The sequence below is a fragment of the Corallococcus exercitus genome (assembly GCF_003611585.1).
Classification (GTDB): Bacteria; Myxococcota; Myxococcia; order Myxococcales; family Myxococcaceae; genus Corallococcus; species Corallococcus exercitus.
The window spans coordinates 1-14,830 of sequence record NZ_RAVW01000239.1 but is presented as its reverse complement, the minus strand read 5'-3'; the positions used below and the strand labels follow the sequence as shown (position 1 = coordinate 14,830).

General features: G+C 70.9%; 12 protein-coding genes. 3 read left to right on the top strand and 9 right to left on the bottom strand.

Going from position 1 to position 14,830, the window contains the following annotated elements; all coding sequences use genetic code 11:
* From D7W79_RS26105 to D7W79_RS26075, 7 genes are all read right to left on the bottom strand, one after another.
* A partial coding sequence (locus D7W79_RS26105; RefSeq protein WP_120528112.1) for a TAT-variant-translocated molybdopterin oxidoreductase occupies positions 1 to 3,128 on the bottom strand: 3,128 nt, incomplete at its 3' end.
* Positions 3,125 to 3,787: a cytochrome c3 family protein gene (locus D7W79_RS26100; protein WP_120528111.1), complete on the bottom strand. Its 663-nt coding sequence runs from the start codon at positions 3,785 to 3,787 to the stop codon at positions 3,125 to 3,127. The genes D7W79_RS26105 and D7W79_RS26100, both read right to left, overlap by 4 nt.
* 447 nt (positions 3,788 to 4,234) lie before the next feature.
* Entirely contained in the window at positions 4,235 to 4,600 is a 366-nt protein-coding gene (locus tag D7W79_RS26095; protein WP_120528110.1) for an HNH endonuclease, read from the bottom strand.
* Between the two features lie 4 nt (positions 4,601 to 4,604).
* Positions 4,605 to 5,258 (bottom strand): ligase-associated DNA damage response endonuclease PdeM, encoded by a 654-nt coding sequence (pdeM, locus tag D7W79_RS26090; protein WP_120528109.1) that lies wholly within the window; start codon positions 5,256 to 5,258, stop codon positions 4,605 to 4,607.
* The gene (locus D7W79_RS26085; protein ID WP_120528108.1) at positions 5,228 to 7,786 is read right to left on the bottom strand and encodes a ligase-associated DNA damage response DEXH box helicase; all 2,559 of its coding nucleotides are present in this window, start codon (positions 7,784 to 7,786) and stop codon (positions 5,228 to 5,230) included. The genes pdeM and D7W79_RS26085 overlap by 31 nt, the downstream gene beginning before the upstream one ends.
* Positions 7,773 to 9,371, bottom strand: coding sequence for an ATP-dependent DNA ligase (locus D7W79_RS26080; protein ID WP_120528107.1), 1,599 nt, complete (start codon positions 9,369 to 9,371; stop codon positions 7,773 to 7,775). The genes D7W79_RS26085 and D7W79_RS26080 overlap by 14 nt, the downstream gene beginning before the upstream one ends.
* A gap of 3 nt (positions 9,372 to 9,374) precedes the next feature.
* Complete coding sequence (locus D7W79_RS26075; protein WP_120528106.1) at positions 9,375 to 10,400, bottom strand: ligase-associated DNA damage response exonuclease; 1,026 nt, start codon at positions 10,398 to 10,400, stop codon at positions 9,375 to 9,377.
* Positions 10,401 to 10,602: 202 nt separating this feature from the next.
* Between D7W79_RS26075 and D7W79_RS26070 the strand changes: the two genes are divergently transcribed.
* The 3 genes from D7W79_RS26070 to D7W79_RS26060 all read left to right on the top strand — a co-directional run bounded on the left by D7W79_RS26070 (position 10,603) and on the right by D7W79_RS26060 (position 13,642).
* Complete coding sequence (locus D7W79_RS26070) at positions 10,603 to 11,514, top strand: SH3 domain-containing protein (RefSeq protein WP_120528105.1); 912 nt, start codon at positions 10,603 to 10,605, stop codon at positions 11,512 to 11,514.
* Between the two features lie 71 nt (positions 11,515 to 11,585).
* Positions 11,586 to 13,082 carry an anthranilate synthase component I family protein gene (locus D7W79_RS26065; protein ID WP_120528104.1) on the top strand — a complete coding sequence of 499 codons (1,497 nt, stop codon included), beginning with the start codon at positions 11,586 to 11,588 and terminating at the stop codon, positions 13,080 to 13,082.
* A complete protein-coding gene (locus D7W79_RS26060; RefSeq protein ID WP_120528103.1) occupies positions 13,079 to 13,642 on the top strand; it encodes an anthranilate synthase component II in 564 nt (187 codons plus the stop codon). Before D7W79_RS26065 ends, D7W79_RS26060 begins: the two co-directional genes overlap by 4 nt.
* Positions 13,643 to 13,645: 3 nt before the next feature.
* On the opposite strand, the gene D7W79_RS26055 is transcribed toward D7W79_RS26060, so the two are convergent.
* Complete coding sequence (locus tag D7W79_RS26055) at positions 13,646 to 14,242, bottom strand: histidine phosphatase family protein (protein ID WP_120528102.1); 597 nt, start codon at positions 14,240 to 14,242, stop codon at positions 13,646 to 13,648.
* Positions 14,243 to 14,294: 52 nt separating this feature from the next.
* On the bottom strand, positions 14,295 to 14,828 hold the full coding sequence (locus D7W79_RS26050) for a GNAT family N-acetyltransferase (protein ID WP_120528101.1): 534 nt from the start codon (positions 14,826 to 14,828) through the stop codon (positions 14,295 to 14,297).
* Positions 14,829 to 14,830: the final 2 nt, after the last annotated feature.

Below are 14,830 nucleotides of genomic sequence, written 5' to 3'. Positions count from 1 at the left end.
GTGCGGGGGCGGGTGCCCAGCTCGTGCAGCAGCCGGTAGGCACGCTCGTCCTCGTGGAGCTGGGTGACGCGCTGGGCGGGGTCCGCCAGGGAGCCGAAGGCGATGGCGTTCGTGGGGCAGGTCTGCTGGCACGCCGTCTGGAGCTCCGTCTCCTGGATGAGGCGGCGCTCGACGCGGGCGTTGATGCGGACGCGCTCGATGCGCTGCACGCAGTACGTGCACTTCTCCATGACGCCGCGGTTGCGCACCGTGACGTCCGGGTTCATCAGCATCTTCTCGGTCGGCGTCTTGCCCTGCGTGTAGTGCAGGTAGTTGAAGCGGCGGACCTTGTACGGGCAGTTGTTGGAGCAGTACCGCGTGCCGATGCAGCGGTTGTACACCATGTCGTTGAGGCCCTCGTCCGAGTGCACGGTGGCGTTCACCGGGCAGACGTACTCGCAGGGGGCCTTCTCGCAGTGCACGCACGCGACGGGCTGCATGACCATGGTGGGGTCGTTCTCATCGCCCTGGAAGTAGCGGTCGATGCGCAGCCAGTTCATCTCACGGCCGCGGCCCACCTGCTCCTTGCCGACGACGGGGATGTTGTTCTCCGCCTGGCACGCCACGACGCACGCGTTGCAGCCCGTGCAGCGCGACAGGTCGATGGACATGCCCCACTTGTAGCCCTCTTCCGGCTTGGTGGCGTACTGGAAGTCCGGCAGGTTGTTCTGCTTGCCCAGCTCGTACTTGGCCTGGACGCGCTCCAGCGTGTGCTCCGTCTCCTTCGACGGGTGCTTGAGCTCGCTGACGGACATGTCGAGCGCCAGCGGGCGGCCCTCCATGCGCCAGTGGTACTGGGTGCGGGAGAACTTGTGGCTGCCGCGGGCCTTGGTCAGCTTCGCACCGCCGTCGAACCAGGGGGCGTTCACGCTGCGCAGCAGGTTGGCGTTGAAGCCCACGCCCTTGGCCACGACCTCGTGCAGGCCGGTGCGGCCATAGCCCAGCGCCACGGTGACGGTGTCGTCCGCGTGGCCGGGGAGGACGGTGACGGGGACCTGCAGCTTGCGCCCGCCGTACTCCAGCTCCGCGACGTGGCCGTTCTCCAGGCCCAGCTTCTTGGCCGTGGCCGGGCCGAGGATGGCGGCGTTGTCCCAGACGATCTTCGAGATGGGGTCCGGCGTCTCCTGGAGCCACGCGTTGTTGGAGAACCGGCCGTCCAGCAGCTTGTAGTCGTGGACGAAGTTGATCTCCAGCTCACCGGCCGCGGGCGGCTGGTAGGCGGCGACCAGCGCGTTGGCGGCGCCCGCGTCCGGGGTGGCCGTCAGGGCGGAGGCGATGCTGCCGGGGACGACGCCCTCGGAGACCCAGGTCTCCCAGCGGGTCTCGAAGTCGGCGCGGCCGGCCTCGCCACCCTGCGCGGTCCAGTAGTCGCGCAGCATCTGGTAGGCGGGGCGGAAGGGCTCGTCGAGGAACAGCGCGAACAGCTCCGCTTCCGGCACGCCGTTGAAGAGCGGCTGGATGAGGGGCTGCGCGATGCTGACGGTGCCGTCCGCCGAGCGGCCGTCGCTCCAGGTCTCCAGCTGGTGCGCCAGGGGCACGAACCAGTCGGCGAACTTGGAGGTCTCGTCCTCGTAGTGGCCCGCGTACAGGACGGACAGCGCCTTGCGGTTGGCGTTCTGCTTGGGGTCCAGCACCTCCGCCAGGCCCGCGTCCACCGGCAGGGCGTAGAGGGGGTTGACGGCGGTGATGACCAGCGTGTCCACCTTGCCGGCCTTGATGTCCGCCACCAGGGCGCTGATCTCCGACAGGCCCGAGGCCTCCGGAGCCGCGGCCGGGACGACCTTCACGGTGGTGCCCACGTTGCCCAGCGCGGCGTTGATGGCCTGGGCCAGCGCGTGCACGGCGGCGGGCTGGCGCTCACCGGCGAGCACCACGGAGCGGCCGGACTTGGACTTGAGGTCCTGGGCCACGGCCTGCACCCACGAGGAGACCTCCGGGCGCATCGTGCCGGCCTTGCCGGAGGCGGTCGCGCCCAGGCTGGCGGCGGGGCCACCCACGGCCTGCGCCAGCGCGGCGGCGATGCCGAAGACCTCCGAGGACTTCACGCGCAGGCGGTGGTCCGCCATGCCGCCGGTGAGCGACAGGCGGGCTTCCGCGACGTACAGGCGGTTGAGCTCGCCGTTCTTCGGGTCGCGGCGGTCCGCGAACTGGCGGTTGAGGGCCAGGTTCTCCGGGCGGCTCTCCAGGAAGTCCGCGTCCAGGGAGACGATGACGTCCGCGCGGCTCAGGTCGTAGAGGGCCTGGACCGGCTGGCCGAACAGGGCGCGGTGCGCCTCGGCGGCGGCGGAGTCGGTGATGGACGAGAACGTGTGGAAGCGCGCGTTGGGCAGCTTCTTCTGGATGCGGCCCGTCACGTCGCGCAGCATCGGCGAGCTGATGGGCTCCGTGAGGAAGCGCAGGCGGCTGCCGCCGTCGGCCGCGGCCTTCTGGCTGACGAGGGTGGACAACTCCTCGGCCAGCACGCGCAGCGAGCGGGGGTTGTTGCCCTGGCGCAGCACGCGGGCGCGCTGCGGGTCATAGAGGGAGAGCAGGAACGCCTGCTCGAAGATGCCCGCGGACCCCTTGTTGATGGGGTGTTGGGGGTTGCCCTCGACCTTGATCGGACGGCCTTCGCGCGCGGTGATGAGCAGGCCGGAGGTGTGGCCCCCGAGCGTCATGCCGGACGCGTAGTGCAGCGGGTTGCCCGGGGCGACTTCCGGCGGCGTCTTCGTGTACGCGACCAGCCGCTCGTCCTGGGGACGGGTGCTGCACGCGGTGGCGCCGGCCAGGGCGAGCGACGCGCCCAGGAGCTGCATGAACTCGCGGCGGGCGAAGCCGGTGGGGGGAAGGTCCGCGCCGACGGGGAACTCCGGGCGGGTCTCCTCCAGGAACTCCGGCGTGGCGAGCTTCTCCTCCAGGCCGAGCCAGTACGTCTTGCCGTACGCGCCCTCCGCCGGGACGGCGCGGGTGGAGGCGTGCTCGAGGGCTTCCGTCACGACGTCGTCGTGGGCGTGCGCGTGGGGGGCGGCCTCGTTGCGGCCCGAGACGACCGGGAGCGCGAACGACGAGGGGGTGTCCTGCGCGGGCGCGCTGTCAGGCTTGGTGTTCATCGGTGGCATGTGGAGCAGCTCGTGCGCGAGTGAACGTCGTATTCCTTGGAGAGCTTCTCAGCGAGGGCCGAGGCCTCCGCCTTCTCCGCGGGGGGCGCCCAGGTCATGCTGGTGATGAACTCCTGGGGGCGGAGGTTGGGGCCGGGGTTGCGGTGGCAGTCCAGGCACCAGCTCATCGTCAGCGGGGACGCCTGTTCGATGGCGCCCATCTGGTCCACGCGGCCGTGGCAGGTGGCGCAGCCGACGCCCTTGCTCACGTGGATGGAGTGGTTGAAGTAGACGAAGTCCGGCAGGTTGTGGACGCGGACCCAGGGGATGGGCTGGTCGGCGAAGAACGCCTTGCGGACCTCGGTGAGGTACGGGCTCTTGTTCCACACCTGCGCGTGGCAGGACATGCACACGGTGGTGGAGGGGATGCCCGCCGACGGGGACTTCTCCACCGTCCAGTGGCAGTAGCGACAGTCGATCTGCTCGTCACCGGCGTGGTGCCGGTGGTCGAACTCGATGGGCTGTTCCACCGGGTGCGCCTGATTGGTCACGTGAGGGCTGCGCACGTAGGCCAAGAGGCCGCCGATGGCGATGGCGGGCACGGCGAGGAGCATCGCGGCCGACAGGCGCGACACCGTATTCGTCCAGCGTGGGAAGAGAGGGCCGCTCATACCAGGACCAGGGGCAAGGGGACTGAAGGCGACATGAAACCAGGGGTGGACGCGGGGAATCCGTTCGGCGCGGAAGTCAGGGGGGCCGTCCCGGTCCCGGTGGACCGGGCGGGCAGTGGCTCCTGGCGCTCAGACGGCAAGGCAGTCACGTCCAACGAACCTCTAGGATGGTGCCGTGGGCGTGGGTCCCTCATGCATTTCCCGACCCAACGCGGCGCGGGACCATCATTCATGAGCACGGCAGTGTCAACCATGTTGTGGGGAGTGGGAATAAGGAGCGCTTAGCACTTCCCGGGGCGGTTGCGACAAGTTGGCCGCGCGGGGTGATGAATCCCGCTTCTGGCGATCGGAAGGGAGCTTTGCACGAGGGGCTTCGCCCTCGGGGATCAATCCCTCTCAGGGTGCGCGCTACAGGGTGCGACGGCGCGCGCCACGCCTGACGCGGGGCTACTCGGAGTCCGGGTCGCCAGGGTCTCGCCAGCGATCGCGGCGCTTCTGGAGCAGGCGGTCCACCAGCTCGCGCACGCGGGCGTCGCGGTGGAAGTGGGCGTCGTGGCGGCTGCCCTTGCCCTGGTTGCAGCGGGCGCAGGCGAGGCCCAGGTTCTCCAGCGCGTCGGTGCCGCCGGCGGTCCGGGGCACGATGTGCTCGATGGTGGCGCGGCTGATGGGCTCGCCGTCCAGGCCGACGGTGAGGTGGGCGTTGCAGTGCAGGCACTTGCCCATCCACACCTCGGCGCCCCGGTGGGGGACGCGCTCGAAGGTGGCGTCGGTGGCGATGATCCCCAGCACGCGGCGGCGCTTGGCCTGGCTCATGGTGCTACACCTCCACCACCGCGGTGCCGGCGACGGCGTAGACGCGGTCCTTCTTGCCCCGCCGCACGTCCAGCCCCCCGGTGAAGGCGCTGAACGCGGGCAGGACGCCCACCCCGGGACGCAGGTGGAAGCAGGGCAGCCGCAGCCGGTCCGCCCCGCCCGTCAGGCGCACCATGGGGTGGAGATGACCGGCCCACACGTAGCGGCCGGCGGCGGGCTCTGGGTGGTGGGCGAAGCGGAACGGGCCTTCATCTAATGCATCCTCGCGGTCCTCCATCCGCCAGGTGGGGGGCAGGGTCGGGACGTGACGGTCGTGATTGCCGCGTATCAGCACGACTTCTAATGAAGCATGGTTTTCGCGCCAGGCATTCACGCGGCTGATGACGTCGGCGGTGAGCCCCTGGCGCGAGTGGACGAGGTCCCCCACCAGGAGCAGCCGCCGGGCGCCGGTGGCGGTGAGGGCGGAGGACAGGCGGGCCAGGTCATCCTCCAGGACGCCCAGGGGCAGGGGGATGCCGTGCTGCTGGAAGGACTCCGTCTTGCCCCAGTGCAGGTCGGCCACGGCGAGCACGCCGGCCTGGGGCCAGTGCAGGGCCCGCTCCGGGAGCAGCTCCACGTCCGCGTCCGCTACGCGGGTCTGGCATCGGCCTGGGACCATCGCTCCTTGAGGCGCTCCACGCGGTCCAGCAGGGATTCGTTGGACACGCTCGCGCTGATGCGCTCGACGACGAGCGGGAAGGCCAGCGGCGAGGGCCGGTGGACGTGGACGACTTCGACGGGGTTCGCCTCCAGGCGCTCCAGGGTGCGCGCGAGCCGGCCCTGTTCGAACTGGTGCTCCAGCACCTCGCGGCGCGCCTGGCGCAAGAGGAGGTTGTCCGGGTCGTACTTCACGAAGACGTCATAGAGGAGCGCCGAGCTGGCCTGGACCTGGCGGGTGGACTTGCGCGCTCCGGGCAGGCCCGGCATCACCAGCCCCGCCACGCGGGCGATGTCGCGGAACTGCCTGCGCGCGAGCTCGCTCAGGTTCACGCTCTCCAGGATGTCCTCCACCAGCCGCTCGCGGGTGAAGAGGGCCGGGCGCAGGGCCTCGTCGAAGGGGAAGGGCGTGGGGGTGAGCAGCTCCAGGCCGTAGTCATTCACCGACAGGCTGAAGGTGGCCTTCTGGAGACGCGTGAGGCGCAGGGCGAGGAGCGCCGCCAGGCCCTCGTGCACGAGCCTCCCTTCAAAGGGATAGAGGAAGAGGTGGTGGCCGTCGCGCGTGCGGCAGGTCTCCGCCAGACAGCTGTTGTCGCCGGGGATGCGCGACAGGCGGGCCTGCGCGTCGAGGATGGGCCACGCGGCGGCGATCTCGTCTCGCGTCACGTCGCCCTGGCGCGCGGCTTCCAATGTGCGGCGCATCGCGGCGGCGAGCGACGTGGAGAGGGGAAGGCGGCTGCCGCCCCAGCGCGGCGTCTGCGTGGCCTTGGCCTTCGCGGGCTTCACGTACGCCGTCATGTCCTTGAAGCGGCTGAACTCCAGCCGGCGGCCCGCGAAGAGGAAGGTGTCCCCGGGCTTGAGGCGGCTGACGTAGGACTCCTCCACCGTGCCCAGGTTGCCGCCGCTCCAGTAGCGCAGCTGCACGGACGCGTCCGAGGTGATGGTGCCGATGTTGAGCCGGTGCAGCCTCGCGAGCCGCACGTCGGGCACCCGGAAGCGGCCGTCTACTTCGACCACTCGGCGGAACTCCGGATAGGCACGCAGCGTGGGGCCGCCCTCGCGCACCAGGGTGAGGGCCCAGTCGAACTCCTCATCGGTGAGGGACGCGTAGCTCGTGGCGGTGCGGACCTCGTCGCGCAGGGCTTCGCGGGTGAAGCCTCCTCCCAGCGCGCACGTCACCAGGTGCTGGGCCAGCACGTCGAGCGGCTTGGACAGCGGCGTGCGTGGCTCCACCTCGCGGCTCGCGATGGCGTCCCGGGCGGCGGCCATCTCCACCAGTTCGAGCGCGTGCGTGGGGACGAAGAGGATGCGGCAGGTGGCGCCGGGGCGGTGCGCGCTGCGGCCCGCGCGCTGGAGGGTGCGGCCGATGCCCTTGGGGCTGCCTATCTGGATGACGCGCTCCACCGGGCCGAAGTCCACGCCCAGGTCCAACGAGGACGTGCACACGACGAGGCGCAGGCTGCCGTCCTTGAGGCCTCCCTCCACGCGCTCGCGCTCCTCGCGGTCGATGGAGCCGTGGTGCAGCGCGAGCAGGTGCTCCCATTCCGGGCGCAGGAAGCGCAGGCCCTCGAACCAGCGCTCTGCTTGTGAGCGGGTGTTGGTGAAGAGGAGCGTGGACTGCGTGGGGTCCAGCCACTCGGCCACGCGCGGGAGCATGGAGAAGCCCAGGTGGCCCGACCACGGGAAGGAGTCCACCTCCGCGGGGAGCAGTGTCTCCACGTCCACGGGACGCTGGAGCTCCGCGCTCACCAGCGTGGGCTTCCGGTCCGTGCCGACGACGGTGCGCGCGGCCTCCTCCAGGTTGGCGAGCGTGGCGGACAGCGCCCAGGTGCGCAGGCCCGGGGCGAAGTGGCGCAGGCGCGCCAGGGCCAGCTCCACCTGCGTGCCTCGCTTGGAGGCGAGCAGTTCGTGCCACTCGTCCACGATGACGGCGCGCAGCGAGGCGAAGTTCTCCGCCGCCTGCTCCTGGGTCAGCAGGAGTGAGAGGGATTCCGGCGTGGTGATGAGGACCTGGGGCAGGCGCTCGCGCTGACGCTGGCGCACGGAGGAGGACGTGTCGCCCGTGCGGCTCTCCACCTCCAGGTCCGCGTCCAGGGCCAGGAGCGGTTCGCGCAGGGCCTGCTCCACGTCACGCGACACCGCTCGCAGCGGCGTGAGGTAGAGGATTTGAAGACCCTTCTCGTTGCGCTCCGCCGCGTCCGCCAGCGGGCCGATGTAGGCCGCGTAGGTCTTGCCCGCGCCGGTGGGCACGTGGATGAGGCCGCTGTCTCCGCGCGCGTAGGCCGCCCAGGCTTCCTCCTGGAAGGCGTAGGGCGTCCAGCCCTTCGACGCGAACCACTGGCGAAGCTGAGCCAGCGGCGCGCCTTGGTATGGGGAAGGGGTGCGGGGCGCGGGACGCTTCGCGCGGGTGCGCTTCGGTGCTTCGGTCTGATTTTCCGGCGCGTGCTTGCCGCGCATGCGATTGCGACGGCGCGGCTTAGTGGGCTGCATGGAGCAGCCCCTTCAGCGAGTCGAGCGTGTCCGCGTCCCTTGCTGTCTTGTCCGCGCGCCAGCGGGCGATGCGAGGGAAGCGCAGGGCGATGCCCGACTTGTGTCGCGGGGATGGGGCGATGGCTTCGAAGTGCAGCTCGAACACCTGCTCCGGATCCACCGAACGGACCGGACCGAACTTCTCCCTCGTGTGCGCGCGGATCCACCGGTCCAGACGGCCGATCTCCTCGTCGGTGAGGCCCGAGTAGGCCTTCGTCACCGGCAGCAGGTCCTCGCCGTTCCACACCGCGAAGGTGTAGTCCGTGTAGAGCGACGAGCGGCGGCCGTGGCCCGGGTGCGCGTAGAGCAACACCGCGTCCACCGTGTACGGGTCGATCTTCCACTTCCACCAATCGCCGCGCTTGCGCCCCGTCTGGTACACCGAGTCCAGGCGCTTGATCATCAGGCCTTCGACGTTGCGCTCGCGGGACTCCTTGCGCAGCTCCGCCAATGCCTCCCACGACGGCGCCGTCACCGACGGGGAGAGGGGGAAGCGCGGGTGGTCCTTGAGCAGGGCCTCCAGCCTCGCGCGGCGCTCGCGCAGGGGCAGTTCGCGCACGTCCTTGCCGTCCTGCTCCAAGAGGTCGTAGACGACGAAAGCGGCGGGGGCCTCCGCCAGCACCTTGGGCGTGAGCTTCTGTCTGCCAATGCGGCGCTGGAGCCGGGCGAAGGGCAGGGGCGTTCCGTCCTCGTAGGCCATCACCTCGCCATCGAGCACCGTGCCCTCGGGCAGGGCCCGGGCGGCCTCGGTGATCTCGGGGAAGCGTTCGGTGATCAGCTCCTCGCCCCGGCTCCAGAGGAACACGTCCCCCTGGCGGCGGATGAGCTGGCCCCGGATGCCGTCCCACTTCCACTCCACGAACCAGTCACTCAATTCACCCAGCGACTCCGCGGGCTGCTCTAGCGGTGACGCGAGGTAGTACGGATACGGGCGCGACACGTGGCCGTCCGATACGTCCGGCGCGATGAGCTGTTCAAAGAACGTCTTCGTCGGCGTCCACGTCCCCATCAGCCGGTGCGCCACGCTGGGCGGTGGCAGCCCTGTGACCTGCGCGATGGCGCGCACCACCAGCGTGTTGGACACGCCCACGCGCAGCTCGCCGGTGAGCATCTTGTTGAGCAGGAACAGCTCGCGGCGGGGCATGGACTTCCACCAGCCCACCACGCGCTCGCGCTGCTCCGCCGCGTCCAGTCCTCGCAGCGGCAACAGGCGCTCCTCCAACCAGCGTGAGAGGGGAAGCTCCTCGGCGTGCTCGGGCGGGAGGTTCGCGCCGTCGAGCAGCAGGGCAATCACCTCCGCCAGGTCTCCCACCGACGCGTAGACCTCATCGAAGAGCCAGTCCGGGATGCCCGTCAGTTCCTGCGTCCAGCCCACCAGCAGCTTCGACGTGAGCAGCCGCTTGAGCTTCTGGCCCGTGAGGAAGAACAGCCCCCAGGCCGCGTCCTCCGGCGGCGTCTTCTGGAAGTACCGCGCCATCGCCTCCACCTTCGCGTTGGTGGAGGTCGTCTGGTCGAGCGTGTCGTACAGGTCGGCCAGTGCTCGCACGGGTCAGTCCTCCGCTTCGCCCTCGAAGGGCGTGGCGAGCGGCGAGGCATCCACGCCCCGCTCCCGCAGGTAGTGCGACAAAGGGTCGGTGTAGCCGTGCGTCACGAGCACCTTCTCCGCCTGCGTGTCCGCCACCGTGCGCAGCAGGTCCGGCCAGTCCGCGTGGTCCGACAGCACGAAGCCCCGGTCGTAGCCGCGCCGCCGCCGGTTGCCGCGCACGCGCATCCAGCCCGACGCGAAGCCCGTCTCCGCTTCACCGAAGCGGCGCATCCACGTGGAGCCGGCCGCGCTCGGAGGCGCCAGCACCAGCGCTCCCGCGAAGGACGTGCCCTTCTCCGTCTCCGACACCAGCTGCGTGGGCAGCATCGCGATGCCCGCCTCGCGGTACGCGGTGACGAGTCCGTTCACCGCGCCGTGCACGTACGCGGGCCGGTCCGTCAGCTTGCCCAGCTCCGCCAGCAGCCGCTGTGCCTTGCCCAGCGCGTAGCAGAACAGCACCGCCGAGCGCCCCGCCTCGCGGTTCGCGTCCCACCAGCGAAGGATGTCCTGGGCCACGAGGCTCGTGTCATCCCAGCGGAAGATGGGCAGGCCGAACGTGGCCTCGGTGATGAAGGTGTGGCAGCGCACCACCTCGAAGGGCGCGCACGTGGGGTCCGGCATGCGCTTGTAGTCGCCGGAGATGATCCACACCTCGCCCCGGTGCTCGACGCGGATCTGCGCGCTGCCCAGCACGTGGCCAGCGGGGTGGAAGCTCACGGTGGTGTCGCCCACCTTCAGCGGCTCGCCGTACTCCAGCGTGTCGATGACCGCGTCCGCGCCCAGCCGTCGTTGCAGCAGGCCCAGCCCGGCGCGGGCCCCCAGGTAGCGTTTGCTGCCGCTCCGGGCGTGGTCGCCGTGCGCGTGGGTCACGAGCGCCCGTTCCACCGGACGCCACGGGTCGATGTGGAAGTTCCCCGCCTGGCAGTACAGCCCCTGCGGCGTCACGGAAACCAACGGCGGTCGGTCCTGATGGGTCGTCGCGGTGGCCACGGTCCTCTAGAGGTAACGAGGCCTTGGAACAGGGGCCACCCACGGCCCAACCTCCCGGGGCGCTCCGCTGACAAGGGGGTAGGCGTGCGTCCAGGCCCTGCTTGCGATCCAAACGACGAAGGCAGGGACCGGAGGGCCCCTTGGATGGTGGGCGTGGACGGGGGATAAACCCGGGAACCTCCCACTTCCGGACTCTTTCGTGATGCTGACGCCCGCGCTCCTCCTGTCCCTCACCCTGGCGCAGTCCACCCCTGCTTCGGACGCGGTGCTCGAATACAGCGCGCCGTTGGCGGAGGCGGGCACGCCGGCCCCGGAGGACTTCGCGTTCACCGCGTTCACCGCGGGGCAGCAGGTCTACCTGGGCGTGGACGAGGCGAACCTGCGCGCGAGCGCGGCGGCGGACGCGGGCGTGGTGAAGACGCTGATGCTGGGCACGCCCGTGCGCGTACTGAAGGCGGGGACGCGCGCGAGGGTCGGCGAGTACATCAACAGCTGGTACCAGGTGGCTGTCGTGGACGCGAAGGCGGCTCCGGGCGCGGCGCCTGTGTCCGGTTGGGTCTTCGGCAACACGCTCACGCCGTTCCGCTTCGAGGCCGACCTGGACGGGGACGGCGAAATGGAAGTGGCCACGGTGGTGATGAGCAACGAGTTCAAGGCGCGCGTGCGCGTGCTGGAGCCGAACGTGAAGCCGCCCCGCCGCGTGAGCAGCGTGGACGTGGCGGTGGCGTCCACGGACTACGGCGGAGGGCGGGGCGGCCCGGTGAAGGTGACGCTCGTCCCCGCGAAGCAGGCGGGCGTGACGCTGCTGCAGCTGGACTCCACGCCGGAGCGTTGTGGCGACTACGTCACGTCCTACGTGAGCTACACCGGTTCGAATGGGAAGGCGGGAGTGCTGGGCAAGGCGAAGCTGGCGCTGGAGCTGGGCGGGCTGATGGACCCTCCGAACGAGAGCAGCTTCGAGGTCTCCTTCCAGCCAGCCGCGAAGCGGGCCCTGGTGGTCCGCACGAGTGTGGAGGAAGAGGAAGAAGGCAAGCCGCGGAAGGTTACGGAGCGCGAGGTCTATCAGTGGCAGGACGGCGTGTTCGCTCAGGCGAAGCCCGTCGCGAAGCCGTAGTCGCAGGGCCCGGAAGGCCGGGCACCCGGGCGCCCCTCCGGGAAGTGGCAGAGGGGTCAGGGCAATCGACCATGGATGCGCAGGAGCGGAAGGCAGCCTACCGGCAGCGCGCGGAAGCAGGCCAGGCGGTGCCGGTGTCGGTGGAGTTGCCGGCGGACCTGGATACGCCGCTGTCGGCATACCTGAAGCTGGGCGGTGGAAGCCGCGGCTTCATCCTCGAGTCGTGCTACGGCGGCGAGCGCTTCGGGCGCTACAGCCACGTGGGCGTGAACCCGGCGGGCCGCGTGCGGCTGGACCGGGACGGGCTCACGTTGTGGCGGGGCTCGCACGAGGAGCGCCGCGAGGGCCGGCCGCTGGACGTGCTGCGCACGCTGTGGCGCGAGCTGTCCGTGGCGACGCTGCCGGGCGAGGCGCCCTTCCTGGGCGGGCTCGTGGGCTACCTGGGCTACAACGCCACGTCCTGGTTCGAGCCGAGCGTGCCGGACCGCCACCCGCGCGACACGGGCTTCCCGGACTCCGAGTGGCTCGTGGCCGAGGACTTCGTCACCCACGACACGCGCACCCAGACGCTCAAGGCCATCGCCATCGCGCGGCCCGCGCTGCACGGCAGCGTCGCGCAGGCGCTGAAGGACGCGGAAGCGCGCGCGGAGGCGATGGCGGAGAAGCTGCGCCGGCCGCTGCCGCCGGAGGCCTACGCGCCCGCCCCCACGCAGAAGAACGCGCCGGCCCCCGTCGCGTGCTGGGACCGCGAGGGCTACGCGCGGGCGGTGGAGAAGGTGCAGGAGTACGTGCGCGCGGGCGACTGCTTCCAGGCGGTGCTCGCGCGCAGGTTCGAGGCGAAGGGCGCCATCCCGCCACTGTCGCTCTACCGGGCGCTGCGGCGGGTGAACCCGTCGCCGTACCTCTTCCTGGTGGACCTGGGCGAGGCGCGCGCGCTGGTAGGCGCGTCGCCGGAGCTGCTGGTGCAGGTGCGCGACGGGGACGTGGTGGTGCGGCCCATCGCGGGCACGCGCCGCCGGGGCGGCTCCGAGGCGGAGGACCAGCGGCTGGAGAAGGAGCTGCTCGCGGACGAGAAGGAGCGCGCCGAGCACATCATGCTGGTGGACCTGGGACGCAACGACGTGGGCCGGGTGGCCGCGCCGGGCACGGTGCGCATCGAGGACCTGATGATCATCGAGCGCTACAGCCACGTCATGCACATCGTGTCCCAGGTGCGCGGCAAGCTGGACACCACGCGCTTCGACGCGCTGGACGCGCTGGCGAGCACCTTCCCCGCGGGCACCGTGTCGGGCGCGCCGAAGATCCGCGCGATGCAGATCATCGACGAATTGGAGCCCATGCGGCGCGGGCCCTATGCCGGCGCGGTGGGCTACCTGTCCTTCTGCGGCACGCTGGACGTGGCCATCGCGCTGCGCACCTTCTTCGTGGATGGCGACCGCACGATGTGGACCGCCGGCGCGGGGCTGGTGGCGGACTCGGACCCCATGAAGGAAGCGGACGAGACGGAAGCGAAGGCGGGCGCCATGGCCGCCGCGCTGCGGCTGGCGCGCGAAGGAGGTGGGCGGTGATCCTCGTCATCGACAACTACGACTCGTTCACCTTCAACCTGGTGCAGCTGCTCTACACGCTGGGCGCGGAGGTGAAGGTCGTGCGCAACGACGCACTGGATGCCGCGGGTGTGGCGGCTTCGGGCGCGTCGCACCTGGTGGTGTCCCCGGGGCCGTGCACCCCGCACGAGGCCGGGGTGAGCGTGGCGGCCATCTCCCAGTCGCGCGTGCCGGTGCTGGGCGTGTGTCTGGGGCACCAGTCCATTGGCGCGGCGTTCGGCGGCCAGGTGGTGCGCGCGCCGGAGCCCGTGCACGGCAAGGCGGCGCTCATCCGGCACGAAGGCACCGGCGTCTTCACCGGCGTGCGGCAGGGCTTCCAGGCGGCGCGGTACCACTCGCTGGTGGTGGCCGCGGACTCCATGCCCGCGGAGCTGGAGGCCACGGCGTGGAGCCAGGACGGCCTGGTGATGGCGCTCCGGCACCGCACGCGGCCGGTGGTGGGCCTGCAGTTCCATCCGGAGAGCGTGCTGACGCCGGAGGGCCCGTCGCTGGTGCGCAACTTCCTGGAGGGGAAGCTGTAGCGCTCAGCCCTTCAGGTGCGTGGTGTCGTTCCAGCTCACGAGGACCGGCTGCCTGCCGCCGGCCTCGGAGCCCAGCACGCTGAGCGACGCCGTGCCCAGGTGGAACAGCCGGCCTCCGTCCGGGGGCAGGCCCAGCCAGCGCGCGGCGAGGATGCGCAAGAGGTGCCCGTGGGAGAAGAGGAGCACGTCGTCCTGGAGGGCGCGTGCCTCCGCGATGACGCGGTCCACGCGGGCGCCCACCTCCTCCAGCGTCTCGCCGTTGGGGACGCCGTCCTTCCACAGCGTCCAGTCCGGGCGCGTGGTGCGGATGTCCGCGCCGGTGCGGCCCTCGTAGTCGCCGTAGTTGACCTCCATCAGGTCGTCCTTCTTCTGGGCCACGTCGCCGTAGCCCGCGAGCACGCATGTCTCCAGGGCGCGCGTCAGCGGGCTGGTCCACACGGCGGCGAAGCGCCACGCGCCCAGGGGCGCACGGAGCTGCTCCGCCATCTGGCGGCCCTCCTCCAGGAGGGGCAGGTCCGTGCGGCCGGTGTGCTGGCTGCTGCGGCTCCACTCCGTCTCACCGTGACGGACGAGGACCAGCTGGGGCGCGCGTGAGTTCATGGCGCCAATCTGTGTCAGCCCGTGGCGGGACGGGAGGGAAAAAGTGCCGGGCCTACCGCTTCCGTGTTCGCCACTCCTCACGGCTCTGGCCCCAGATTTCGACCTCGTGGTCGTTGTAGGGCGCCGGCAGCATGTCCATGCGCAGGAAGCGCGAGCCCAGCCGGCGGGCCACCTGCTTCGACGGCTCGTTTGGCGGGGAGATGGAGTGGATGACCTCCGTCCAGCCGAGGTGGTCGAAGGCCCAGTCGATGGTGGCCGCCGCGCCCTCCGTCGCGTAGCCCTTGCCCCACGCATCGCGCGACAGGCCCCAGCCGACCTCCGTGCCCGGCCAGTCCGCGGGCATCCAGGGCCCCAGCCGCCCCACCCACTTCCCGGTGGACTTCTCGAACATGGAGAACATGGAGAAGCCCTGGAGGGCCCAGGAGCCGGCCATGGTGCAGACGGCGCGCCACACGTTGGAGCGCGGCTGGAGGCCGCCGATGAAGCGCGCGGTCTCCTCGTCCGCCATCATCGCCACGAAGCCGTCCAGGTCCTGGAGCGTGGGTGGGCGCAGGATGAGGCGCGGTGTTTCGAGGGTGGGCCCCAGGG

Excerpts from the sequence above, each read along its gene's own strand:
- D7W79_RS26100 (WP_120528111.1), bottom strand. The coding sequence starts at position 3,787 with ATGAGCGGCCCTCTCTTCCCACGCTGGACGAATACGGTGTCGCGCCTG.
- D7W79_RS26095 (WP_120528110.1), bottom strand. The coding sequence starts at position 4,600 with ATGAGCCAGGCCAAGCGCCGCCGCGTGCTGGGGATCATCGCCACCGAC.
- pdeM (WP_120528109.1), bottom strand. The coding sequence starts at position 5,258 with ATGGTCCCAGGCCGATGCCAGACCCGCGTAGCGGACGCGGACGTGGAG.
- D7W79_RS26085 (WP_120528108.1), bottom strand. The coding sequence starts at position 7,786 with ATGCAGCCCACTAAGCCGCGCCGTCGCAATCGCATGCGCGGCAAGCAC.
- D7W79_RS26070 (WP_120528105.1), top strand. The coding sequence starts at position 10,603 with ATGCTGACGCCCGCGCTCCTCCTGTCCCTCACCCTGGCGCAGTCCACC.
- D7W79_RS26065 (WP_120528104.1), top strand. The coding sequence starts at position 11,586 with ATGGATGCGCAGGAGCGGAAGGCAGCCTACCGGCAGCGCGCGGAAGCA.
- D7W79_RS26055 (WP_120528102.1), bottom strand. The coding sequence starts at position 14,242 with ATGAACTCACGCGCGCCCCAGCTGGTCCTCGTCCGTCACGGTGAGACG.